The sequence below is a fragment of the Nodosilinea sp. AN01ver1 genome (genome assembly GCF_050565655.1).
Taxonomy (GTDB): Bacteria; Cyanobacteriota; Cyanobacteriia; order Phormidesmidales; family Phormidesmidaceae; genus Nodosilinea.
Map to the genome: position 1 here is coordinate 1 of NZ_JBNXVS010000009.1, position 22,621 is coordinate 22,621.

Annotated in this window: 21 protein-coding genes, 1 tRNA gene and 1 pseudogene; 10 read left to right on the plus strand and 13 right to left on the minus strand. The window is 57.3% G+C overall.

The window, feature by feature from the left end; genetic code table 11:
• Nucleotides 1–543: 543 nt before the first annotated feature.
• The 5 genes from ACQ4N7_RS09640 to psbX all read right to left on the minus strand — a co-directional run bounded on the left by ACQ4N7_RS09640 (nt 544) and on the right by psbX (nt 3,444).
• On the minus strand, nt 544–1,434 hold the full coding sequence (locus ACQ4N7_RS09640; RefSeq protein WP_430711399.1) for a nucleoside monophosphate kinase: 891 nt from the start codon (nt 1,432–1,434) through the stop codon (nt 544–546).
• Nucleotides 1,435–1,628: 194 nt separating this feature from the next.
• Nucleotides 1,629–1,934 (minus strand): hypothetical protein, encoded by a 306-nt coding sequence (locus ACQ4N7_RS09645; RefSeq protein WP_430711400.1) that lies wholly within the window; start codon nt 1,932–1,934, stop codon nt 1,629–1,631.
• A 131-nt stretch (nt 1,935–2,065) separates the two neighbouring features.
• The gene (locus ACQ4N7_RS09650; protein ID WP_430711401.1) at nt 2,066–2,374 is read right to left on the minus strand and encodes a hypothetical protein; all 309 of its coding nucleotides are present in this window, start codon (nt 2,372–2,374) and stop codon (nt 2,066–2,068) included.
• 59 nt (nt 2,375–2,433) lie between these two features.
• Nucleotides 2,434–3,177 (minus strand): Ycf66 family protein, encoded by a 744-nt coding sequence (locus tag ACQ4N7_RS09655; protein ID WP_430711402.1) that lies wholly within the window; start codon nt 3,175–3,177, stop codon nt 2,434–2,436.
• Between the two features lie 144 nt (nt 3,178–3,321).
• Complete coding sequence (gene psbX / locus ACQ4N7_RS09660) at nt 3,322–3,444, minus strand: photosystem II reaction center X protein (protein WP_194053584.1); 123 nt, start codon at nt 3,442–3,444, stop codon at nt 3,322–3,324.
• 339 nt (nt 3,445–3,783) lie between these two features.
• On the opposite strand from psbX, the gene ACQ4N7_RS09665 reads away from it, so the two are divergent.
• Complete coding sequence (locus tag ACQ4N7_RS09665) at nt 3,784–4,068, plus strand: YggT family protein (RefSeq protein ID WP_430711403.1); 285 nt, start codon at nt 3,784–3,786, stop codon at nt 4,066–4,068.
• A 256-nt stretch (nt 4,069–4,324) separates the two neighbouring features.
• Here ACQ4N7_RS09665 and accC read toward each other — a convergent pair whose 3' ends face one another.
• The gene (gene accC / locus ACQ4N7_RS09670; RefSeq protein ID WP_430711404.1) at nt 4,325–5,674 is read right to left on the minus strand and encodes an acetyl-CoA carboxylase biotin carboxylase subunit; all 1,350 of its coding nucleotides are present in this window, start codon (nt 5,672–5,674) and stop codon (nt 4,325–4,327) included.
• A 275-nt stretch (nt 5,675–5,949) separates the two neighbouring features.
• On the opposite strand from accC, the gene ACQ4N7_RS09675 reads away from it, so the two are divergent.
• A tRNA-Leu gene (locus ACQ4N7_RS09675) sits at nt 5,950–6,031 on the plus strand.
• 270 nt (nt 6,032–6,301) lie between these two features.
• On the opposite strand, the gene ACQ4N7_RS09680 is transcribed toward ACQ4N7_RS09675, so the two are convergent.
• Nucleotides 6,302–6,856: a phycobiliprotein lyase gene (locus tag ACQ4N7_RS09680; RefSeq protein WP_430711405.1), complete on the minus strand. Its 555-nt coding sequence runs from the start codon at nt 6,854–6,856 to the stop codon at nt 6,302–6,304.
• Between the two features lie 303 nt (nt 6,857–7,159).
• On the opposite strand from ACQ4N7_RS09680, the gene ACQ4N7_RS09685 reads away from it, so the two are divergent.
• Complete coding sequence (locus ACQ4N7_RS09685; protein ID WP_430711406.1) at nt 7,160–7,696, plus strand: phycobiliprotein lyase; 537 nt, start codon at nt 7,160–7,162, stop codon at nt 7,694–7,696.
• Nucleotides 7,697–7,726: 30 nt separating this feature from the next.
• On the opposite strand, the gene ACQ4N7_RS09690 is transcribed toward ACQ4N7_RS09685, so the two are convergent.
• On the minus strand, nt 7,727–8,710 hold the full coding sequence (locus ACQ4N7_RS09690) for a ligand-binding sensor domain-containing protein (RefSeq protein WP_430711407.1): 984 nt from the start codon (nt 8,708–8,710) through the stop codon (nt 7,727–7,729).
• Between the two features lie 517 nt (nt 8,711–9,227).
• Here ACQ4N7_RS09690 and ACQ4N7_RS09695 point away from each other — a divergent pair.
• From ACQ4N7_RS09695 to ACQ4N7_RS09705, 3 genes are all read left to right on the plus strand, one after another.
• Nucleotides 9,228–10,658 carry a form I ribulose bisphosphate carboxylase large subunit gene (locus ACQ4N7_RS09695; RefSeq protein ID WP_106871752.1) on the plus strand — a complete coding sequence of 477 codons (1,431 nt, stop codon included), beginning with the start codon at nt 9,228–9,230 and terminating at the stop codon, nt 10,656–10,658.
• Nucleotides 10,659–10,847: 189 nt separating this feature from the next.
• On the plus strand, nt 10,848–11,276 hold the full coding sequence (gene rcbX, locus ACQ4N7_RS09700) for a RuBisCO chaperone RbcX (protein WP_430711408.1): 429 nt from the start codon (nt 10,848–10,850) through the stop codon (nt 11,274–11,276).
• Nucleotides 11,277–11,358: 82 nt separating this feature from the next.
• Nucleotides 11,359–11,706 (plus strand): ribulose bisphosphate carboxylase small subunit, encoded by a 348-nt coding sequence (locus ACQ4N7_RS09705; RefSeq protein ID WP_106921642.1) that lies wholly within the window; start codon nt 11,359–11,361, stop codon nt 11,704–11,706.
• A gap of 91 nt (nt 11,707–11,797) precedes the next feature.
• Here ACQ4N7_RS09705 and ACQ4N7_RS09710 read toward each other — a convergent pair whose 3' ends face one another.
• Nucleotides 11,798–12,433: a TetR/AcrR family transcriptional regulator gene (locus ACQ4N7_RS09710; RefSeq protein ID WP_430711409.1), complete on the minus strand. Its 636-nt coding sequence runs from the start codon at nt 12,431–12,433 to the stop codon at nt 11,798–11,800.
• 289 nt (nt 12,434–12,722) lie between these two features.
• Here ACQ4N7_RS09710 and psbA point away from each other — a divergent pair, with 289 nt between their 5' ends.
• Nucleotides 12,723–13,823, plus strand: a complete 1,101-nt coding sequence (psbA, locus tag ACQ4N7_RS09715; protein WP_430711410.1) for a photosystem II q(b) protein — start codon at nt 12,723–12,725, stop codon at nt 13,821–13,823.
• A 76-nt stretch (nt 13,824–13,899) separates the two neighbouring features.
• Here the strand turns inward: psbA and ACQ4N7_RS09720 are convergent.
• The 3 genes and pseudogenes from ACQ4N7_RS09720 to ACQ4N7_RS09730 all read right to left on the minus strand — a co-directional run.
• Nucleotides 13,900–14,088: pseudogene (locus tag ACQ4N7_RS09720) on the minus strand (Uma2 family endonuclease); the annotation flags it as partial.
• Between the two features lie 89 nt (nt 14,089–14,177).
• Nucleotides 14,178–14,672: a hypothetical protein gene (locus ACQ4N7_RS09725; protein WP_430711411.1), complete on the minus strand. Its 495-nt coding sequence runs from the start codon at nt 14,670–14,672 to the stop codon at nt 14,178–14,180.
• 285 nt (nt 14,673–14,957) lie between these two features.
• A complete protein-coding gene (locus ACQ4N7_RS09730) occupies nt 14,958–15,782 on the minus strand; it encodes a photosystem II manganese-stabilizing polypeptide (RefSeq protein WP_430711412.1) in 825 nt (274 codons plus the stop codon).
• A 419-nt stretch (nt 15,783–16,201) separates the two neighbouring features.
• Here ACQ4N7_RS09730 and ACQ4N7_RS09735 point away from each other — a divergent pair, with 419 nt between their 5' ends.
• From ACQ4N7_RS09735 to ACQ4N7_RS09745, 3 genes are all read left to right on the plus strand, one after another.
• On the plus strand, nt 16,202–16,570 hold the full coding sequence (locus tag ACQ4N7_RS09735) for a hypothetical protein (RefSeq protein WP_430711413.1): 369 nt from the start codon (nt 16,202–16,204) through the stop codon (nt 16,568–16,570).
• A 56-nt stretch (nt 16,571–16,626) separates the two neighbouring features.
• The gene (locus ACQ4N7_RS09740) at nt 16,627–18,180 is read left to right on the plus strand and encodes a hypothetical protein (protein ID WP_430711414.1); all 1,554 of its coding nucleotides are present in this window, start codon (nt 16,627–16,629) and stop codon (nt 18,178–18,180) included.
• Between the two features lie 116 nt (nt 18,181–18,296).
• Entirely contained in the window at nt 18,297–18,890 is a 594-nt protein-coding gene (locus ACQ4N7_RS09745; protein WP_430711415.1) for an antibiotic biosynthesis monooxygenase, read from the plus strand.
• Between the two features lie 50 nt (nt 18,891–18,940).
• On the opposite strand, the gene treS is transcribed toward ACQ4N7_RS09745, so the two are convergent.
• On the minus strand, nt 18,941–22,480 hold the full coding sequence (gene treS, locus ACQ4N7_RS09750) for a maltose alpha-D-glucosyltransferase (protein WP_430711416.1): 3,540 nt from the start codon (nt 22,478–22,480) through the stop codon (nt 18,941–18,943).
• Between the last annotated feature and the right edge of the window lie 141 nt (nt 22,481–22,621).

Below are 22,621 nucleotides of genomic sequence, written 5' to 3' on the forward strand. Positions count from 1 at the left end.
TCGCTCGTAACTTCGCGCTCAATCTCTACCGCTCCAACGCCTTCTCCAATATGGCTCAGGCTGAACGATTCTGTAAATTCGGCCTAGATACACTCAAGACCGTTTTTAGAATGAAATAGCCCTGGATGAAATCCTAACTATTTCACTTCCTCTACTGTAAAAAATTAACAGTTATTTATATGTCTAATTCTGCATCAAGCATCCGATCCGACGGCCAGTTCCCCTTATAATCCGCATTATCCGTCATGCTTTCAGAACGATACTAGTTCTCAGAGATGTTGCACTGAATTCACCTTGACCAACCCTGATTGAGCTGGACAAACACCGTTTGCCCCTACGCAAACCATCTATTTTGAATCGGGGCTATGCGATTCAAGTTTGATATTAATCACTATCTTTGACGGTTGAGTCCAATGATTAATGGCATTATCTTTCAACTCTAAAGGCTGTCTTGTCGAGTAAGCCGCCTGAAATAACTGAGTCGCTGCTGCGGTCTCTCAACTTTAGGCGATCGCAGCAAGGCTCGGTTTTCTGCCTTTAGCTTCAGGTCAACAGGCGAGTTACCGCCGCATTATATTCTTGGTAAGACTTGACGCCGGTTAGAGTCTCTAACCGCTCACCATTTTTAAAGAACATTACCGCTGGAATGCCCTTCAGCTCAAACCGCTTGGTGATCTGCCGATTGGTGTCAAAGTCGATTTTTCTAATCATGACCGAATCGCCATAGGCCTCAGCCAGTTTATCGATCGCAGGCGTCACCTGCTTACAAGAACCACACCAAGACGCCATACAATCGACCACCAGCAAAGGCTCACTGGCCAACAGCGCATCGAGTTCAGCCTCATCGCGAATTAGTTTGGCGGCACCCGTGTCTTCTTCACCTAACTGGGTTAAGGCGCTAGCTACTTCCGCAGACGATAGGTTGGCGTTGATAGTGGCAAGCTGCAATCGCTGCTGATAGTAGTCAATCAGCGGCTCTAACGACTGCTGAAAGCTCTCTAACCGCTCTCGAAGAGCCGAAATTGGCGGCTTTTCGCTGCTTTCGTTCAGCAGGCGAATGATCAAAAACTCAGGCGTTGCTTTGAGATAGGCCACCGTCGCCGGGGGCTGCCCCACTGCTGCCCACCAGTCATCAAATGCTTGGGCCTGGGTCAGCGATCGCGGAAACCCCTCCAAAACCCAGCCTTTGAGCATGGTATCGGGTTGCTCAAACCGCTTACGAATCAGCTTCATGGCCAGTGCATCGGGTACTAGTTCGCCCGCATCTGCGTAGGGGCGGGCCTCGACGCCGATCGCAGTCTCTGCGGCGATCGCCCCATGCACCAGTTCCCCCATAGAGACATGGGGAACCTGCCAGCGTTCGGCGAGGGCCGCCGCCTGGGTTTTCACCCCCACCCCCGGCAGCCCCAAAAGGATCAGTTGCTTAGGTTTCATAAAATGGCAATACCCTACTCCCACTGTTCAACTCTAGACTCATCATCTAGGGGAAAGAGCCAAAGCCTGAGTTTTTTAAACTCATTTAACGCCAGCTGAATGTAAGGCAGGCAAGGAAATGAAGCAGCCCACAACTAATCAATAGTTTTAGTTTTTTACTAAACGTTCTACGGTAGCCGTCGAGCGTTAAGTTTCTAGTCGTCATTACGTTTCTTTTTGCCTTTCCCTTTAGACGGCTCCTCGTCTTTGTCTTCATCAATGACTGAGAGGGTTGCAGCAGAGTCTACCTGTTGAGACGAGTCGGGCATTGGAGATATTTGAGCTGGAGAAACTGGAGCATTTGCATCTGAGCTAGCTGGGGCTACAGGTGGGGGCTGCAAGGAACGCTGAACTACGATTGGAATAGCAGTAGTGCCAGCCAAAGCAACACTACCGACTAGCCCTTTGATCAGCAGTGCCTTAAAGCCGTCCTTTTCGGGAGCAGAGCCAGAGTTACTCATAAATTTAGGAAGTATTTACTTAAAGAGTTCTTTAGAACAATGCGTTTTTCAGGCAGAAGCCCTGTGCTGCTCGCTAAGTTGACTGCCCCGAGTCATGTTTAGTTCCATCTGCTCGGCTCGTTAAAGACACTCTATTCAGATGCCTGACCGTCGCGTCGCCCCAGTTCGTATACACCACAGCCTATAGCAGAAATCACCCCCAAACTGACGGCCCAGCTGCCCCCTAGCGACAGAGTAAGGCCGTAGTGAACTAAGCCCCCCACCGCTAAAAACGGCACCACGCTTACCAGCGATGCCGCTGGTGAGTCTGTTCCTAGCCAGCCCTCCAGGGCTGAAATCAGGCGATCGCTCAGGGGCGAAAACCCCCAGTAGAGTGCGATCGCCCAGAGGGCCGTGCCGGCAATGGTAGCGGTGTCGAAGGTGACGGGCAGAGGCAACAAAGCAATTACCAAACTAACGCCAGCAGATGAACAGGCCGCGCAGCTAGCCCAAGGCGTTTCTAAAGCTGATCGCGATCGGGACGATAGTCGCGCGGTGGCGGGCCGGGGTCGAGACGGTAGCGATCGTTGTACTCGCTGCGGCTCTTGGGGGGGCGACGACGGCGGACGCGATCGTCGGCAGGGCGAGGGTTACTGTCGTAATAGGGCGGGCCGTCAGGGCCATCGGGGCGATCGCTGAGGGGCCTATTGAGGGGGCGATCGTTCACTGGAGGCCGATCGATCGGCCCGTCATTGGGGCGCATGGGCCGACCGTCGCCATAGACATCGGCGTTGTAGGGAGGACGACCACCCGGTTCGCCGCGCCCCTCCAGCATGGGTCGGGGACGGTTGTAGGGGTCAGCGGGGCCGTAGTCGCGGCGATCGAGCTCGGCCCGCAGGTTGGTGCGGTTGTCGGGGGCGTAGGGCTGAGGACGGCCACCGCCACGGCTAGGTGGGCGGTAGCCGCCGCCGTAATCACCGCCATCAGCAGGGCCAGAGCGCAGGGTCACGGGGGTTCTGGAGTTGATGTTTTGAATCATCAGCGATACCAGCATTCCCGCCAGCAGCATCTGCTGAAAGGAGGAGATGACATCCATACCCAGATTGGCGAGCAGAAACACCCCTGACAGCAGGAACAGAATGGCATAAACTTTGTCGGAATCGCGCTCATAGCCGGGTTTTAGCCGATCTAAAAAGAACAGGGCTACAGCGCTGATCACCATAAAGATGCCCAGCAGCAGGGGGACGGGGGTACCAAAATTCACGGCAAATTCCTCTTAGGCGATCGCCTCTGCCAACCGAACACGTTAATTCTAGCTGACTTGATGAAAAAATCGGGAACGCCCGCAGGGTTCCCGATCGCAAAACCAGTAAGTTGTGCCCCCAGACCTATATCGGAGGGGCAGCCTTTACCTGCTGCGCTGAATCTTATCGCGCTGGCTCACAAAAAACAGGAAAGCGCTAGCCGGTACAACAATAATTACGGCCCCAGCCAGCAGGCTCAGCAGGAAGTTGGTTAAAGACGGTGTCATATGCCCTTGTCCTGATAATGATTTAGACAAATTGTTACCAATCATTATTGATCAAGTTATGCCCCCTGCCCATAGCCCGTGAGGGGCGATCGCAATAAATTTGCCCCAATCGACCGAGCATGGTGGTGCTAGGCGCATTCCACGGGCAAGAATAAGCTGAGTAAAGCTTTAGAATTGTACATATAGCTATCGCCAGGCCGGTCAGAACATTCCGGTACCTTAGAGCGATGGCTACACGCCAGTTCACCGCTCTATTTTTTTCTGTTGGCGAGTTGAGCACGTCTTAAGCGAACTGGCCATTGGGATACATTACATCGGCGAATTTTTGGAGGGTTTACTGTGGCTGCTACACAAGTGCTATCGATTGGCGTGGGCCTGCTGCTGGGGCTGATGACCCTGCTGTTTATTTTTCGCATTGTGCTCACCTGGTATCCCCAGGCTGACCTCTCTAAGCTGCCCTTTGCCCTGGTGGCCTGGCCAACCGAACCGTTTCTCGCCCCCATGCGCAAGCTAGTGCCCCCCATTGGCGGCGTCGACATTGCCCCCGTCATCTGGGTCGGCATCGTTACCCTGCTGCGCGAGATTCTGGTGGGGCAGCAGGGGCTGCTGCGAATGATTGGGTAGATGGGTGGATGGATAGATGGTTAGTCCCGTAGGGTGGGCTAGGCCTCAGACCAGCTCTGGCTAAACTCTCCAGCCTCTGGCATGGCCGTAACCCACCACAGCATTGACCGCAAGCACTCCAACCCAGAGGTTGAGAGGGGGCACTCCTCACAGAATGATCTTGTTTGATCGGCTAAGCTACGGCAGCACTCAGGTTAAGCCGTTCATCGCCAGGGGCTGGGACACCTAACGCATCCTACAGGTGTCCTAGCTTGGTCTACTTGATCGCCATCATCTCGACGACGAAGTTGGTGTAGACATCGCCGCTGAGGAAATTGGCGTTTTCGAGCACCTTTTGATGAAAACCGATGGTGGTCGGCAGCCCGGTGATGGCGCATTCTCGCAGGGCGCGGCGCATGCGCTGGATAGCGGTAGGCCGGTCTGGTCCCCACACAATGAGTTTGCCCACCAGCGAGTCGTAGTAGGGGGGAATTTCGTAGTCGGTGTAGACGTGGGAATCCATGCGGACGCCCATGCCGCCGGGGGCCAGATAGCCGCTAATGCGACCGGGGTTGGGGCGAAAGTTGTGGTCGGGGTCTTCGGCGTTGATGCGGCACTCGATCGCATGGCCGCGAATTTGAATATCTGACTGGGTGAAGGGCAACCTTTCGCCCTGGGCAATAGTGAGCTGGGCGGCAATCAGGTCAATGCCCGTAATCATTTCGGTGACGGGGTGCTCAACCTGAATGCGGGTGTTCATCTCCATAAAGTAGAAGTTGCCCTGGCTGTCGACTAAAAACTCAACGGTGCCCGCCCCCACATAGTTGATCGATTGAGCGGCGAGGACGGCGGCAGCCCCCATTTTTTCCCGCTGTTCTGGGGTCAGGCGAGGGCTGGGCGCTTCTTCGAGCAGCTTTTGGTGCCGCCGCTGAATTGAGCAGTCGCGCTCGCCCAGATGCACAACGTTGCCGTGGCTGTCGGCCAAGATCTGAAACTCGATGTGGCGGGGGCGATCGATAAATTTTTCCATGTAGACGCCAGCGTTGCCAAAGGCGGCCTGGGCCTCACCCTGGGCAGCCATAAAGGCTTTGACCAGGTCAACCTCACTGTTGACCAAGCGCATGCCGCGCCCGCCGCCCCCGGCGGTGGCTTTGATCATCACCGGGTAGCCAATTTCGCTGGCCACTTTATAGGCTTCGGTTTCGTCGGTGAGCAGGCCGCCGCTGCCGGGCACAGTGGGCACGCCCACCTTCTGCATGGTCTCTTTGGCGGTCGACTTGTCGCCCATTTTGCGAATCGAGTCGGGGGAAGGGCCAACGAAAACAATCTGGTGGTCGGCGCAGATTTCAGCAAAGCGGGCATTTTCGGCCAAAAATCCGTAGCCGGGGTGAATGGCGCTGGCGTTGCGGGTCAGGGCGGCAGCAATGATATTGGGAATGTTGAGGTAGCTTTTTTGGCTAGGGGCTTCGCCAATACAGACGGCCTCATCGGCCAGCTGCACATGCAGGGCGTGGCGATCGACCGTGGAGTGAACTGCAACGGTGGCTATGCCCATTTCTTCACAGGTCCGGAGAATGCGTAGCGCAATTTCTCCCCGGTTGGCAATCAAAATCTTGGAAAAGCGCATGTACGTAGGGCAAATAGCAAGAGACCATTGAGTTTTGGCGTTAGCAGCCTAGCTAAGCAATCCCAGCCCACTACTGCAACCCACCATAATCAGCATCATACGATGACGACGGTCGCTGATTCTATCATGGTGGCGGCCCGACGCTGGGGCGACAAATTTTGCTGAGAATGTGCGCTTACAAGCGTGCCGTTATGGTTTACTCTTATATATCTGAGCGATCGCTTGGGCGACAGTTTCCCTCAGTACGCCCGCTAAGTACAGCTCAGAAATCACCAGCGGATGTGGTGGAATTGGTAGACACGCACGCTTGAGGGGCGTGTGGCTCACGCTGTGCGAGTTCGAGTCTCGCCATCCGCATTTTAAAGTTGAGCTGCACCTGATTAGGGCTGAGTCAGATTCACCCATAACAGGTGCCCTAAAAATAACCGAGGGCTGAGCGGAGTCGTTTGTCCTTTGGACAGGCTACGCCAACGTGAAACGTCTCCCGCAGGGAGAAAGCCCGTTCCCTGAGCGGAGTCGAAGGGAACGGTGGGGTGTTTTCATTGTTTGGGGTGCCGCGCTAGCGGTATGGCCGTTTTTCTACAGAGCGGAAACTCTCATTTTTGCTCCTTAAAGAATTAGCGTGGCTTACCCCACTTTTTGCTCGACCCCGAACCCGACCAGCACCAGGGTATCCATCGCCTCTCCCTCAGCGGGGCGCTGGTAGTTGAGAATGCGGCGAATGCGCAGGTTGGGGTTGATCAGCAGAATGGAGTCGACCGAAACGACCTTGGTGTAGGGGGTGGTCATGAGCAGCTCGCGGTTGCTCTGGTCGTAGGTGAAGCTCGAAACAATAGGGCGATCTTCTTCGTAGGCGCGATCGCGCAGGTAGTCGCCGCTGAGCACAGGTCCTTCCTGCTGCTTGGGCACAAACAGCGCCCGCAGCTCCTGGGTGACTTCTTCGCCTTTGTCGGAGACGGTGCGAAAGGCAAGCTGGAAGCCGGGCAGCTGGTCAATGTTTTCGACGGGGTCGTAGCCGTTGTCGGCTAGCACCTTGCGCCGCAGTTCGGGAGTGATGGCCTCGACGCGAAAATCGGTGTGCGATCGCTCGATCTCCTGGTGCGTGAGGTAGTGGTAGGTGCGCTCGATTGACCACTGACCCATGCAGCAGTCGAAAAAGTAGGTGATGTCGGCCAAATCCATCGTGTTAGCCCCAGGGATGCTCGCTAATTTATACGGTACCAGGGTTGCGGGTGGGCTAACCAAGACCTCAGGCTGATATTCAGCGATCGCACGCCATAAGTATTAATGCTTACAGAATCTATTGCCAGACCGCGTAGGATAAGCGGCAGCCTGAGCCCGCCGTTGATCTAAATGACCCCGACGAGTGATTGCCGAACCCATCTTCTCCTCCTATGATGTAGAGACCCGAGGTTAAGAAAATTAACAAATCCATTTTTTGGATTGACTTCCATTACCTTACGCCCCTTGTCTGGATGAGTGACTATGCCTTTCTCCGCTGATACCGCCCGTATTTTGGCTGAGCCTCTGGTGCAGGCTTTCTTTAGAGACACTGCCGGAGACTGGCGATCGGAGCGCCGCTACTACACGCTCAAAAGTGGCGAAACTCAGGAAGTGGTCAGCCAGATCGCGATCGCATTCCTGGAGGCTGGCGCACCCCAGCTGATCAAACTGGCCCAAATGCACCAGTTAGACCCTGCCAAACCCCTGATCTGCGGCACCACCGTCACCTGGGAGAGCGACTACGTGGGCACCGGCAAAAAGCCGGTGAAGGGCAGCACTATTTTTGGGGTGCGGGGTACGACCCTGTACCGCGATCGCGGCTTTGCCACCTCCAAGCCCGTCACCGCCCAGTACCACTTCAACGACAACCGCACCCTGGTGCTCAAAACCCAGTACAACGACTCCAGCTTTGAGGAGGAGATTCGGCTGATCGGCCAGCGCTATCGCACCCGCCAGACCGTCATCTCCCGCGCCGGAGAAGAGATCATGATTGGTCAGTATTTAGAGACTCGGGTTTAGCACCATGGGAGGAACCGCTTCCTTCTTTGCCTAGCGCAATGCTTCGACCACGGTGGGGCTGACCAGACCCCAGTGAGGGTTGCCCTCCCCTGTGGTCAGGCTGACCCAGCCCAGGCCCTCGGTGGTACCGGCCCAAATCTTGTTGCCAGTATTGGGTGACAGCGCCAAAATTTCTCCCGAGGGCAGCGAGGGCACCTGCCCCAGCAGTTCACCGCTGTCGGGCTTGAGCTTAAACAGGCCGCTGGTGGTGCCCACCCAGACATTGCCCGCCCGGTCAAACTCAACGGACTGCACGCTGCGGCCTCGCATAGTACCGACCGATCGCACCAGTTCGGCCCGCACCGGATCTACCACCAGCAGGCTGCTGGCGGTACCAACCCAGAGGTTGCCGCGCGGCCCCAGGGTGAGCGACTGCACCGCGCCCCCCGGCAGATCATCCACTTCGCGAATGGGGAAGGCGCTGGCGGTATTAACCTGCACCAGTCCGTCGAGGGTGCCGACCCAGAGGTTGTTGTTGCCGTCGAGGGCCAGGGCGTTGGCGCTGACGCCGGGCAGATCCTGCACGGTGGTCATCAGCAGGCCGCGATCGGGGCTGATCATCACCAGGCCGCGATCGGTACCGGCCCAGAGAAAGCCACGGCTGTCTATCAGCAACGACAGCACCCGGTTTGAGGGCAGCGTAAAGTTTTGGGCTGTAATCACATTGGTGCGGGGGTCCACCCGCACCAGGCCATCGTAGGTGCCCACCCATATGCGCCCGACCCGATCTTGGGCCAGGGCTTCGAGAGTGCGGCTCGGCATTCTGACCCGCTGCAGTATCCGCCCTGTCTCAGGGTTGATGCGAGCAAGCCCCGCCCAAGAACCCACCCACAGGTCGCCGGTAAAATCGGGCTGCAGGGCGGTAATGCGGTAGTCGTTGGCAATGGGGGCCTGGGCCAGGGTGGTGGGGGCTACGGGGAGAGCAGCCGGGTGCAGGGTGAAAGGTAAAGGGTAACTCCCAGAAGACAGGGTCAACGACGATAGAACCAGCAGGCTTAACATATTCTCTCCCCACAGTTTGCGGTGGCGTGCAGCAGCCCCGAATGGATTGCCCCCAAACGCTTTAGGCGCTTTCGAGCATCTCAAGCGTTACAGTATATCGACAATTGCTGGGGTTGGAGTCTCTGAGCCAATTTTGTTAAGCAGCATCCCTGGGGGCCAATTGGCGGCCTGCTTCAAGGAACTTGAGAAACCCACACCTTGGTTCACTTTCATTCATAACTTTGAGTTATGAATGTATACAGATCTTCCAAAATTAAACTTATCCGATCGCTGATAGTATGCTAACCATAAGGTAATGAAGGATACCTAAAGCGCTTGCAGAACAGATGTTTTGGAGTTGCTTAGGTATTTTCTATCGGCTCAAATTGGCGTGGACTGACCGGAGCTTAGGCTGAGCATGGGCTTTCTTAACTAAGGAAGCTCGTTTGTTTGCGGCTGGGCTGTAGGGGTTCGCTTGAGGGATTTCTTAGATTCACGAGGAAAGGGAGACATGTCTTACTCTCAGACAACGACTCAATCAAAAGCTGGATACAGCGCCGGGGTTAAGGACTACAAACTGACCTATTACACTCCGGACTACACACCTAAAGATACGGACATCCTGGCGGCGTTCCGGATGACTCCCCAGCCCGGCGTGCCTCCTGAAGAGTGCGCTGCTGCTGTGGCCGCAGAATCGTCTACCGGTACCTGGACCACGGTGTGGACTGACCTGCTGACCGACATGGACCGGTACAAGGGTCGCTGCTATGACATCGAGCCCGTACCTGGTGAAGACAACCAGTACATCTGCTACGTGGCCTACCCCCTCGACCTGTTTGAGGAAGGCTCTGTTACCAACCTGCTGACCTCCCTGGTGGGTAACGTGTTTGGTTTCAAAGCCCTGCGCGCCCTGCGTCTCGAAGACCTGCGCATTCCCGTGGCCTACCTGAAGACCTTCCAGGGGCCTCCCCACGGCATTCAGGTTGAGCGCGATCGCCTCAACAAGTACGGTCGTCCCCTGCTAGGCTGCACCATTAAGCCCAAGCTGGGTCTGTCGGCGAAGAACTACGGCCGCGCCGTGTACGAGTGCCTGCGCGGTGGTCTCGACTTCACCAAAGACGACGAGAACATTAACTCCCAGCCCTTCCAGCGCTGGCGCGATCGCTTCCTGTTTGTAGCCGACGCCATCCACAAGTCCCAGGCTGAAACCGGTGAGATCAAGGGTCACTACCTGAACGTCACCGCCGCCACCTGCGAAGAGATGATCAAGCGGGCCGAGTACGCCAAAGAACTCGGCATGCCCATCATCATGCATGACTTCTTGACCGGGGGCTTTACCGCCAACACCTCGCTGGCTCACTGGTGCCGCGACAACGGCGTGCTGCTGCACATCCACCGCGCCATGCACGCTGTCATTGACCGCCAGAAGAACCACGGTATCCACTTCCGCGTGCTGGCCAAGTGTCTGCGCATGTCCGGTGGTGACCACATCCACACCGGTACCGTTGTGGGCAAGCTAGAGGGCGATCGCGCTGGCACCCTGGGTTTTGTTGACCTGCTGCGCGAAAACTACATCGAGCAAGACAAGTCTCGCGGTATCTACTTCACCCAAGACTGGGCTTCCATGGGCGGCGTCATGGCTGTGGCCTCCGGTGGTATCCACGTGTGGCACATGCCCGCGCTGGTCGAAATCTTCGGCGACGACTCTGTGCTGCAGTTTGGTGGTGGTACTCTGGGTCACCCCTGGGGTAACGCACCCGGTGCTACCGCTAACCGCGTGGCCCTCGAAGCCTGTGTTCAGGCCCGTAACGAAGGCCGCGACCTGGCCCGCGAAGGCGGCGATATCATCCGCGAAGCCTGCAAGTGGTCGCCCGAACTGGCTGCCGCCTGCGAACTGTGGAAAGAAATCAAGTTCGAGTTTGACACCGTTGACACCATCTAAATCAACGGCTCGGTACTCCGGTACCCGCCTGAGAGCGGCTTAGGGCGTGCTGGTAGCTCAGCGACGGGCAGGTTCTCAAAATCGCTTGAGAATGCTGCTTAAGTTACCGAATCTTCACACCATTCGGGCTTAGATCAGAGCTACCAACCGCCCCTGGTGGGGTCTGCGTCAATCGTTCGAGAGACACCGATGGACCTTAAGCAAACGGCTAAAGACACCGCCAAGGTGCTCACTAGCTACCTGACCTTTCAGGCCGTGAAAACGGTGCTGAACCAGCTCAAGGAAACCAACCCCGCCCGCGCCTATTGGCTGAATGCGTTTTCAACCAAAGAAGCGCTTCAGGATGGCGAAGCCTACCTGAGCGCCCTGCTAGACGAAAGCGCAGACCTGGCAATTCGAGTGATGACCGTGCGGCAGCACATTGCAGAGGGTATCTGCGAGTTTTTGCCCGAAATGGTGGTCACCAGCATTCAGCAGGCCAATATGGAACACCGCCGCCAGCATTTAGAGCGCATTACTCAGCTGGGAGATGCCGAACACGCCGTAGAGTCAGATCTTGTTGATGACCCTGGTGTTCCGCAAGAGTCTACGGCTGACGCTGACCCCTCCCCTGAGTAGGGCATTGCTCAACTCTGTTTTGGCTCATTCATTTAGTTCACGGCATCAGCCGATCGCACCCTAGTTAACCTAACGAGGACCTATGAAAACTCTGCCTAAAGAGCGTCGTTTTGAAACGATGTCCTACCTGCCCCCGCTCACCGATGCCCAGATCGAGCGGCAGATTGCCTACATCCTCAAGCAGGGCTATTTCCCCGCTGTGGAATTCAACGAAGCCTCGAACCCCGAGGAGTACTACTGGACCATGTGGAAGCTGCCCCTGTTCAACGCTACCTCTACCCAGGAAGTGCTGAGCGAAGTGCAGGCCTGCCGCTCTGAGTACTCCAACTGCTACATTCGCGTGGTGGGGTTTGACAACGTCAAGCAGTGCCAAATCGCTAGCTTCATCGTGCACAAGCCCGGCGCTAGCAGCAGCGGCTACCGCTACTAAGGTCTTACCTGTAAGAGGTTAGACAACGAGACAAAGGGCGGCGAGGATATCCTCGCCGCCCTTTGTGTTTTGAACGTTTTGGCAAGTTGAGTTAGGCCTTTAGACCGGCTAGCACCATAGCGATCGCTGATTCGGTAAATCGCTCAATCGCCTCTGGGGTAAACCACTCGTAGTCAGGTTGTACGTTGCGCATATTGGCCTGGGCGTTGTGGTAGAAGGTGCAGATACCCATAATGTGAATCACGGCCAGAAAAGGATCTACTGGGCGAAATACGCCTTCTTTCATGCCTCGTTCTACGACTGCAATAACGCGGGTGATGGGATTGATCCAGCCGGTCAGTTTGAAATGTTTGCCCTGGTTCTGCATCGCTTCATGGAGCAGAACCTGACCGTAGTGGGGATGGCTGACTTCGTGGGCAATCGCCACCTTGATCACGGTTTTCAGCGCTTCCTCGGGCGGCATGGTCTCCAGCTCTAGATCGCCAAAGGCATTGGTAAAGTCTTCGGCGGGGCGCTGGATGACCGCTTTGTAGAGTTCTTCTTTGCTGCCGAAGTGGTAGTAGATCATGGCTTTGGTGACGCCAGTTTTGGCCGCGATCGCCTCGGTTTTAGCTCCGCTAAAGCCAAACTTGGCAAATTCTTCCTCCGCCGCATCTAAAATTTCAGCCTTGGTGGCTTCAGCATCGCGGGTCTGCCGGGGCGAGGTTCGAGCAACTTTCGAGGCCAAGGGCTATCCAGGGATTACACCAATCTACCTTCCCAGCATACAGCGCCAAACTAGGGCACAACCACAGCTTTGGCAGCAAGCATACCAGAAAATTCGATTAACTAACAAGTTGGTTAGTTGTTGACACAGTCAAAACAGGGCGCTAAGCTAACTAACAAGTTGGTCAGTTATCCCTGGCTAACCTAGCTAGTCAGTGTACGGCTCAAGCGCGGCTTCTTCTGATTCAGGAAAGGCTAGTGGCTGTAATGCGCTGACGGCTATTCTTGCTGTTTTTTGTGATTTAAATACTATGACGACTACCTTGCAGCGGCGCGATCGCGCCAGTCTGTGGGAGCAGTTTTGCAACTGGGTCGTCAGCACCGAAAACCGACTCTACGTGGGTTGGTTTGGCGTGCTGATGCTGCCTACCTTGCTGGCTGCCACCACCTGTTTTGTCATTGCCTTTATTGCCGCTCCCCCGGTGGATATCGACGGCATTCGGGAGCCTGTGGCGGGCTCGCTAATGTACGGCAACAACATCATTTCTGGTGCTGTGGTGCCGTCGTCGAATGCGATCGGCCTACATTTTTACCCGATTTGGGAGGCAGCCTCTCTCGACGAGTGGCTGTACAACGGCGGCCCCTACCAGCTGGTGATTTTTCACTTTTTAATTGGGGTGTTTTGCTACATGGGCCGTGAGTGGGAACTGAGCTACCGCCTGGGTATGCGCCCCTGGATCTGTGTGGCCTACTCTGCTCCGGTGGCCGCCGCGACCGCCGTGTTTTTGGTCTATCCCATCGGTCAGGGCTCTTTCTCTGACGGCATGCCCCTGGGTATTTCGGGCACCTTCAACTTCATGCTGGTGTTTCAGGCGGAGCACAATATTTTGATGCACCCCTTCCACATGCTGGGGGTTGCTGGGGTCTTTGGTGGAGCGCTGATCTCGGCCATGCACGGCTCGCTGGTGACCTCTACCCTGGTGCGGGAAACTACCGAAAACGAGTCGCAAAACTACGGCTACCGCTTTGGCCAGGAAGAGGAAACCTACAACATTGTGGCCGCCCACGGCTACTTTGGCCGATTGGTGGGGCGCACCAATGAGATTCTGCTGGGTGTGAATGCTAACAGCCGCAGCCTGCACTTCTTCATGGCCGCCTGGCCGGTGGTGGGCATCTGGTTTACGGCCCTGGGCATTAGCACCATGGCGTTTAACCTCAACGGGTTCAACTTTAACCAGTCGATTCTCGATGCTCAGGGTCGGGTGATTGGCACCTGGGCCGATGTGATCAACCGGGCTAACTTAGGTATGGAGGTGATGCACGAGCGCAACGCCCACAATTTTCCGCTCGATCTGGCGGCAGAGGGTGAGGCGACTCCAGTGGCGCTAGTTGCCCCTGATTTGGTTAGCTAAAGCGTTTGTCCTTGGTATTTAACAGCGAAGCTGCTGCGAGCGATCGCAGCGGCTTTTTATTGATGAGATTCTGTAACTATTGCCCTGCTGCAAAAATCTGATCGGTTGTTAGCCGCAAATTGAGAAATCCTGGTGAGATGATGGCATCTCCCTGGCGAAAAAGCCGGGTTTCGTAAACGCCATCTACCCAGCGACAAATGGTGATGGTGGGTTGTTTAGGGTTGCCAATGTAGCGACGACCGCCCAAGCCTAAGTAGTCCACAATTTAGAGGATGGGGTGCGATCGCAAAATGTTAGAGCAGCTTCTCTTCAGCGATCGCCTTGCCGTTAGCCTGATTCTACCGTCCGGTCAGTCTAGCCGGGATTGCAGGTGGCCAGCAGCTGCTGGTCTAGCGCCGAGAGCGTGGCGATCGCATGCATGCCCTCTAGCTGGGCTGGTGCGCCGCCGCCGCTGGTGCTGGCCACGGTGGCATTTCCCACCAGGGCGACCGAGTAGGGCGATTCGCTCTGGTCGTAGGCGTCGGTGATCACCAGGTCGAGAGCACCCTCTGCCACGGTGCCGCGCACGCAGTCGAAGGAAGAAGAGGGCTGGTATAGCGCACCGCTCAAGCGGCCTTCCCTGGCTTCAAACACGAAGTAAACCGCTCCAACTGTATTGGCTACGGGTGACTCGCCGTAGAGATAGGTGCCGTTGGGCAGGCCGGGGGTGCTGCCCGCTGCGCTACCCGCCATCGCCGAAAGCCCAATCACAGCGGCGGCGGCAGTAGCCAGGCGGCACAGGCTAGTCTGAATGTGATTTCCCCAGGTTAGGGTTGCGGTCTGAGTCGAGCAGAGGGGGGAAGAAGCCATAACGAGAGCGTTTCACGCGACATCAGTAATATCCCTCATTGGGCTGATGTACGTAGTGATAGCCCCCTCTGCTAGGGGTGATGTTGGTAGGGTAGGGGTGTGATCTAGATCAGTCTTACCGCCCTAACCGGAGTAGTGCCGGAGTCTGGTCAGACGGTCGTTATGGTGCTGGCTGAGGCGGGGGAACTCGCGCCAGTGGATTTTCTGGAGGTGAGGCAATAAAAAAGGAAGGAGGCTGGCTCCTTCCTTTGGTCAACAGGTTAAGGGTTTAAATCAAAGACTGGCTTAGGCCTCTTCAAGGCGAGCGTAGAAGACGCCCTGCACTTTGATGTCTACGGGTTCAGCCGTGCCCATGTCGGTGTCAGAGGGCTGCTCGGCCTCAAAGGTGCCGCCAATTTCGCCCGTGTTGCCGTCAATCTTAGACACCCGCAGGGAAATGTGGCCCTGGCCAATGTCAAAAGCTTTGGTGTTCTCTTTGACATACTCTTCGCTGTCGCCGCTGGCGGGCAGCGCTACCGCCGTATCGTAGCCGGTTGCCAGACCACGACCCTTAGGATCTAGGAAGTTAGAGGTGCGGTAGGAGGGCACTTTGTAATCGCCCTCAAAGTCGGTGGAGGTGGTCAAAGCGTTTTGACCAGGCTGCGACTGAGCCGCCAGCCCCTTGACGGTGAACAAGAAAGGCTCTTGCTGACCACCGGGAAGCTGCACGGTGATAGCTTGGAAATCCATGCCGCCGGTTTCAGAGAACAGCAGGCTGCCGTCAGGTTGCAGGGTCAAATCGCCGCGCACCTGATCTAGGCTGGAGGTGTAGCGAGTCAGCACCTTGCCAGGAATGTAGGTGGCGTCTTGGCGCTTCGAGGCCTCTCCTTTAACAAAGTAAGCGGTGGGCTCGATGCACATGCCTACCAGTTGATAGGTCTTACCGTCTTCGAGGGCAATGCTGCCCCGCGTCATTTCAGAAAGCTGTGGGCACTTGTTGGCCAGGCCCGTATTGCGGATTTGGTCGTAGGTCAGGGGCACACTACTGGTGGCACTGGGCGCTTCGCTACAGGCTGTCAGTACACTCAGGCAGATGGCCAGGAATGCAACTAAGAGGGCGCGATACCTCATGGTCTACCTCAAAAATTTAGTATGTAAAAGGCGCTGTCAAACTACTCAAATAATGCGACAGCCGTTGGCTCTGGGCTTATGGCGCTGGCCAGAATAGCCCTGGCGCGATCGCCCCTAAGGGCTGGTCTAACTCCTCTGGAGAGGCTGCGCCAATGACCATTGCGAGCGGCGGGAGTAATTTGCTCCTAAAGCCCGGCAGCAATGCTGGGCCTGCCCTCAGCCGAGTAAAGCCTCAAGTAAGCATTCTACATGGCTCTGCGCCTCTTTCCTCAGATTTAGAAACCCCTGGTCTGGACAAGGCTAAGCGGCTCGGGCTGAGGCAAAAATCCTAGACGGGGCGGGCTTTACAAAAATCTGACGTGGCTTTTGCGGCTTGACAGCTAACATTAAGCTATTTAACAGATGTTTGGCCTAGCCCCATGACCGACTACCCGTTTGGCGATCGCCCTGAAAGTCTGCCAGAAGACCTCCAAGCATTGTCGCAATCGATCGATCGGGCTGCCCTAGCTCGCCGAGGCCAAAGTCTCAACCTTTTGGCTCTGCTGCGGCTGCTAGAGCAGCAGCACCGAGATATCTGCGAGACGCTCTTTCGCGATGCCCTACCCGACAATCGCCAGCACCTCTATGCTTTACTCAGAGACATCGAAGTTAGCGGCGGCTGGCCCTACATCCAGCGTATGAAGCTCCAGGCCCTGCTGGCCAACGTTCCTGACCTGGATTTTGATACGCTTTTCCCGACCACCGTACCTACTATCGACGAAGATCGGTTTCCGGGGGAAGAAAAGTAGAGCGTTTTTTCGTCTCAAACGTTACCCTAAACGTCGATCTGTAAGGCCCCCACCCTATGGTTAGCTCCCTGTTTCTAGCCCGGCTGCCTGGTTCACTGCAGCGACTTACAAAACCACTGCTTTTGCAGGGGCTGGCCCTGATAACTGGGCTGGCGGGGTTGGGGGTGCTGCCCCTGGGTGGCACAGGCCGCGCTCTGGCCCTCAATGCCTACTGCCAGGTCACCCAGGCCGACGCTCTGGCCAAGGAGAATCTGCGCAAGGCCGCGCTCGAAGGCGATGCGGCGGCTCAGCAGCAGTACCAGACCCTGGTGCGTCAGCACACCGAAGCCATGAAGCAGTGCCGCAGCCGCACCTGGCCCCAAAAGCAGGCGGTGTGGCTGCGCCTGTATCCCTGCGATTTGCAGCCCGGCATTTTGGACGCTCTGTTCGATCGCGTCGTTAACCTGGGCTACAACGAAGTTTTTATCGAAGTTTTCTACGGCGGTCAGGTGCTGCTGCCCCAGGCCGACAACCCCACGGTGTGGCCTTCGGTAGTACAGACCCCTGGCTACGAGCGCCGCGACCTGTTTGCCGAGGCTCTAGAGAAGGGCCGTCAGCGGGGGCTGAAGGTCGATGCCTGGGTGTTTGCCCTCAACTTTGGCTATTCCTACGGGTTAAGAGCCGATCGCGAGCAGGTGCTGGCCCTCAACGGTCGCGGCCAGACCACCTACACCTATGCCAAGTCCGGGGCCTCCAGCAACCCCGACGAAGTCTTTGTCGATCCGTACAATGCCCAGGCCCAGGCCGACTATAGCCGTATGCTGGGGGCAGTGCTGCGCCGACAGCCCGACGGCATTTTGTTTGACTACGTGCGCTACCCCCGTGGCGTTGGCCCCAACTCGGTGGTCGACAGCGTCGATGATCTGTGGATCTACGGCCAGGCCTCGCGCGATGCTTTCCTGCGCCGGGCGGTCAATCAGCAGGGGCAGGAACTGATGCGCCGCTACATTAGCCGGGGCCACCTGGTCGATCGCGACATTCAAGATGTGCGCGACCTCTACCCCAGCGAGCCAGAGCCTCTGTGGCAGAGCCGCACCCCTTCATCACCCCTACAGCCCGGCCAGGCACCACCGACCCCGGCCAGTCTGCGGCCCCAGCTTCAGACTGAACTGTGGCAGCTCAGCGTCGCCCACGCCGTGCAGGGTGTGGTTGATTTCGTCAATCTGGCTGGGGAACAGGCTCGGCGCACCGGCATTCAGCCTGGAGCGGTGTTTTTCCCGGAGGGAAACCAGACCGTAGGCACTGGCGGCTACGACTCGCGCCTGCAGTACTGGGATCGATTTCCCACCTGGATGACCTGGCATCCCATGGCCTACGCTGTGTGCGGCAATACGGGCTGCATTTTAGACGGCGTGCGCCGCGTGCAGTCGATGGTGCCCAGCGGTACCTCGCCTACCATTACCCCGGCTCTGGCGGGCATTTGGGGGCAAGCGACCTACAATCGTCCGGCTCTCGAAACCCAAATGGAAGCCCTGCGGCGGGCGACTCCAGACATTACCTCGGTCAGCCACTTTGCCTACTCCTGGCAAGATCCCGAGTTTGACCGGGTGCGCAAGTTCTGCTCGCTATAGATTTGCTATTGGTTCGCTACAGCAGCGCTGGCTGGGGCAAATGGCGGAAATTCATGACCTTCTGTATTCTGGAGGTTTCTGTTTGACACTACCTGCTCTGCCCTTCACGTGCTCCAATGGACGCAACTCAGTCGCAGTCTGGCCCGGTTACGCTGGTAATTTCGGAGCTGGTTGACCCTGGCAAAGTGGCGGCCTACGAGGCCTGGACCAAGGGCATCAATCGCGACGCCAGGCAGTTTGAGGGATTTTTGGGCGTTGAGGTGATTCGCCCGCGCGACCATAACCACCCCGAGTACGTGGTGATTGTCAAGTTTGAAACCTACGAATACCTGCGCCGCTGGCTGATATCACCCACCTACCGCGCCTGGATGGAGCAGTCCTACGGGTTGATTGCGGCCCGATCGCAGCAGCAGTTGCCCAGCGGTCTAGAGCTGTGGTTTACGCTGCCCAATGCCCAAACTGAGCCGCGACAGCCGCTGCCCAGCCCGCCCTACTACAAACAGGTGGTGCTGGGAGTACTGGCAGTCTACCCGCTGATATTGCTGGCCAACGGACTGCTGGGGCCGCTGCTGGTGGGGCTGCCACCGCTGCTGGCGCTGTTGATTTCGGTAATTTTTGTCTCGGCGTTGCTGACCTACCCCGTTTTGCCGTGGCTGAGCAAAGGGCTGGGGTTTTGGCTCTACCCCAGGGCGCGGCGATCGCGCCAGTAAATCGCGCCATTGAGTCGTGCCGCCAGGTTGTCTAGACTCACGCGCTCATCTTAAGCATTTCTCAGCGGTTCAGATCTGGACGAAACAGTCTCCTCTAAGGTTTTAGAGTTTGGCAAAACACTCTCCAGGTCGATCGCTAAAAGATGCAGAATACGCCGCAGGGGAATATTGATGTGGTTCGTTCGCTCGACCAGCTCTCGGCCCAGGTTGTAGATCGCCTGCTCAATCAAATAATTGTCGAGCAGCACCTCTAGCTCCTGCTGCGTCTGCGGCAAAAAGCCATCGCGGGAGGCAGTGTCCAGGTAGGCTTTGATAAACGTGGTGCTGACCCAGCGGTACCAAAATTCGGCCCAGCGCTGCAGCTGATGCCGCTGTTCGGGCTGGCTGATGCCGCTTTCTATTTCGTCGTCCAGGGCAATGTTGACGGCGTAGTAAAACGACTGCAGCATACCCGCTACGTCTCGCAGGGGCGATCGCTTCATGCGGCGCTCGTTGAGGCTGCGGGCCGGGTCGCCTTCAAAGTCGATGATAAAGAAGTCTTTGCCCGTATAGAGCACCTGCTCCAGGTGGTAGTCGTTATGGCAGCGAATGCGCAGGGCCGTAATTTTTTGGTCTAAAACCGCCTGAGACCGCTGCAGACAGACCTCCTGCTGATTCAAAACGGCTGTGGCCAGCGATCGCGTCTCCGAGGGCAGCGTATTCAGCCGGTTTTTGAGCAGCAAAAAGACCTGCCCGGTCAGGTTGCGGCTGTACTGGTAGATCGATCGCTGGTAGAGCGAGGTAAACGGCTCGGGCGCAAAGGCCGGGTCGCTCTCGGCATCAATGGTGAGGGCGATGTGGAGTTCGGCGGTGCGCTGCCCCAGCAGCTGGATGTTGGCCAGATAGCTGTTGATCGCTTTACAGGCCGGAATTTGCGATTCTAGGGAGGGCAGCGGGCAGTAGGGCACCGGAAAAAAGACCTCAGCCGGGTCTGAGTCTGCGGGTCTGGGCTCCAGGGCCAGCGGCGACCCTGTGGGCATGGGCGCTTCGGCCACATTCGACTGATCCATAACGACGAGGTCAAAGAAGTCGCGCAGGTGATCGAGGGTGTAGTCCCAGCCGCTGCGGGTATCGGGAATATACTCCTGCAAAATGCCGATCGTGATCGGCTCGGCGGCAGGCCGATGGTAAGTCAGGGTGCCTGCGATCGAGGTGATGTTGGTAAAGCGGTGGTGGTCGTCCAAAAAGCGACGCACTTCCTGGTCGGGGTGCTGCCCTTCGTCTACTTTTTGAAACAGCTTGAGAATGAGGCGGTTTTGGGCCGCGACTCCGCTGGCTCTGGCGTAGGCGATCGAGGTGTTGTTGTGGGTGCCTTTAATCAGGGTGGGCTCAAAGGGCGGGCTGGGCTCACCGGACGCATCGCTGGGCTCGCCGCCGCTGAGTTGATCAAACAGCGCCGTGGTGGTAGAAACCAGCCTGCCGGTGGCATTTTCGTAGATCTGGTGCCGCGCAATGCCGTCGAGCAGAGTGGTTAAGAAGGCCTTGTCGGCGATCGCATCGAACAGCACCGCCACCTCATCGCTCTGGGCCAGCTTCAGGCGGGTCACCACCGCACCGGGGTTCTCGGACAGCAGGTGCAGCGCCTGGTCGCCCTCGGCCACGGCCAAAAACAGCACATAGGTCTGCGGATTGCCCTGAATGTAGTCAACGTGCAGCTCTACCATTTGGGCATAGCTGTCGCCATAGGGGCCGTAGGGAATGGTGATTGCCCCCGTGATGCGAGCCGCTTGCACCGTCCGGGTTCTGCCGCCAAACCAGCGGTGGTTGGCCAGGTAGTGGGGCAGCAGATTTTCTAGACTAGCGGCAAACCGGCGGGTTTGGGCCGACTGCAAGCGGGCAAAGGCCCCGTGCCAGTCGCCGTCGAGCGCCAGCGTGGGCAGCTCGGTCTGCGGGTCGGTGGCGGGCAGCGGTACCGCCTGGGGCTTGAGCGTAAACCAGTAGACCGCGTAGGCCCCAATGCTGAGGAAGTAGGGCAGCTCGTCGATGGGCGGAAACTCGGTGCGGCCAAAAATCTCGACCGGCATCCACCCCTTCAGGGCGACTAGATCAAGCTCCACGGTCTGCACAAAGCGCGACAGGTTGGCCACCACCAGAATTTTTTCGTCTTCGTAGGTGCGGGTAAAGGCCAGCACCTTGCGATTTTCGGGGTGCAATAGCTGAAAATCGCCGCTGCCCAGGGCGCGAAAGTGCTTGCGCATGGCGATCAGCCGCTTGGTGGCGTTGAGCAGCGAGGTGGGGTTGGCCCGCTGGGCTTCCACATTCACCGTGGCGTAGTGGTACTCGGCTTCGACAATCAGCGGCAAAAACAGCCGCTGGGGGCTGGCGTTGCTAAACCCGGCGTTGCGGTCGTAGTTCCACTGCATGGGGGTGCGCACGCCGTTGCGATCGCCCACGTAGACGTTGTCGCCCATGCCAATTTCGTCGCCGTAGTAGAGCACCGGGGTGCCGGGCAGCGACAGCAGCAGGCTGTTGAGCAGCTCGATCTGGCGGCGATCGTTGCCCAGCAGCGGCGCTAGCCTGCGCCGAATGCCCAAATTCACCCGCATTTCAGGGTCCTGGGCGTAGACGCGATACATAAAGTCGCGGTCTTCGTCGGTGACCATTTCCAGCGTCAGCTCGTCGTGGTTGCGCAAAAACAGGCCCCACTGGCAGTTGTCAGGAATGGCGGGGGTTTGCTGGAGAATGTCTGCGATCGGAAAGCTGTCTTCCATCCGCAGGGCCATAAACAGGCGCGGCATCAGCGGAAAGTGAAAATTCATGTGGCACTCGTCGCCGTCGCCAAAGTAGGCGGCGGCATCTTCGGGCCACTGGTTGGCCTCGGCCAGCAGCATGCGGTTAGGAAACTTTTCGTCGATGTGCTGGCGCAGCCGCTTCAAAAAGGCGTGGGTTTCGGGCAGGTTCTCGCAGTTGGTGCCCTCGCGCTCGTACAGGTAGGGCACCGCATCCATGCGCAGCCCGTCTACCCCCATCGCCAGCCAAAAGTCCATCACGTCAAACACGGCCTGCTGTACGGCAGGGTTGTCGTAGTTGAGGTCGGGCTGGTGGGAGTAAAAGCGATGCCAGAAGTAGGCGTTAGCGACCGAATCCCAAGTCCAGTTGGAGGTTTCAAAATCCTGGAAGATAATTCGGGCTTCCTGGTATTTCTCGTAGGTATCGCTCCAGACGTAGAAATCGCGCTCGGGGCTGCCCTTGGGGGCTCGCCGCGCCCGCTGAAACCAGGGGTGCTGGTCGGATGTGTGGTTGACAATCAGCTCGATAATGACGCGAATGCCCCGCTGGTGGGCCGCCTGCATCAGCTCTTTGAAGTCGTCCAGGGTGCCGTAGATGGGGTTGACATTCATGTAGTCGGCAATGTCGTAGCCGTCATCGCGCAGCGGCGACGGAAAGAACGGCAGCAGCCAGATCGCCGTCACGCCCAGGTCTTGAAGATAATCCAGCTTCCCGGTCAGGCCCCGAAAGTCGCCAATGCCATCGCCGTTGCTGTCGGCGAAAGCGCGCACCGGCACTTCGTAAATAATGGCGTTCTTAAACCACAGGGGATCATTCTTCAAAGCCAACGACTTCCTTCACGCACGATATCAGCCCCTACGCTAGCGGAAATGGTGAAGCGCGTCATCGTCCTGAGGTAAGAGCGATCGCGCCTTAATCGCCGCTTACGGGCGCTTGAGCAATCCTATTTTTTGTAGCAAGCG

Coding starts and splice junctions, on each gene's coding strand:
- accC (WP_430711404.1), bottom strand. CDS start 5,674: ATGCGCTTTTCCAAGATTTTGATTGCCAACCGGGGAGAAATTGCGCTA.
- ACQ4N7_RS09705 (WP_106921642.1), top strand. CDS start 11,359: ATGAAAACTCTGCCTAAAGAGCGTCGTTTTGAAACGATGTCCTACCTG.
- ACQ4N7_RS09695 (WP_106871752.1), top strand. CDS start 9,228: ATGTCTTACTCTCAGACAACGACTCAATCAAAAGCTGGATACAGCGCC.
- psbX (WP_194053584.1), bottom strand. CDS start 3,444: ATGACACCGTCTTTAACCAACTTCCTGCTGAGCCTGCTGGCTGGGGCC.
- ACQ4N7_RS09730 (WP_430711412.1), bottom strand. CDS start 15,782: ATGAGGTATCGCGCCCTCTTAGTTGCATTCCTGGCCATCTGCCTGAGT.
- ACQ4N7_RS09745 (WP_430711415.1), top strand. CDS start 18,297: ATGGACGCAACTCAGTCGCAGTCTGGCCCGGTTACGCTGGTAATTTCG.
- ACQ4N7_RS09735 (WP_430711413.1), top strand. CDS start 16,202: ATGACCGACTACCCGTTTGGCGATCGCCCTGAAAGTCTGCCAGAAGAC.
- ACQ4N7_RS09680 (WP_430711405.1), bottom strand. CDS start 6,856: ATGGATTTGGCCGACATCACCTACTTTTTCGACTGCTGCATGGGTCAG.
- rcbX (WP_430711408.1), top strand. CDS start 10,848: ATGGACCTTAAGCAAACGGCTAAAGACACCGCCAAGGTGCTCACTAGC.
- ACQ4N7_RS09725 (WP_430711411.1), bottom strand. CDS start 14,672: ATGGCTTCTTCCCCCCTCTGCTCGACTCAGACCGCAACCCTAACCTGG.
- ACQ4N7_RS09740 (WP_430711414.1), top strand. CDS start 16,627: ATGGTTAGCTCCCTGTTTCTAGCCCGGCTGCCTGGTTCACTGCAGCGA.
- ACQ4N7_RS09640 (WP_430711399.1), bottom strand. CDS start 1,434: ATGAAACCTAAGCAACTGATCCTTTTGGGGCTGCCGGGGGTGGGGGTG.
- ACQ4N7_RS09645 (WP_430711400.1), bottom strand. CDS start 1,934: ATGAGTAACTCTGGCTCTGCTCCCGAAAAGGACGGCTTTAAGGCACTG.
- psbA (WP_430711410.1), top strand. CDS start 12,723: ATGACGACTACCTTGCAGCGGCGCGATCGCGCCAGTCTGTGGGAGCAG.
- ACQ4N7_RS09685 (WP_430711406.1), top strand. CDS start 7,160: ATGCCTTTCTCCGCTGATACCGCCCGTATTTTGGCTGAGCCTCTGGTG.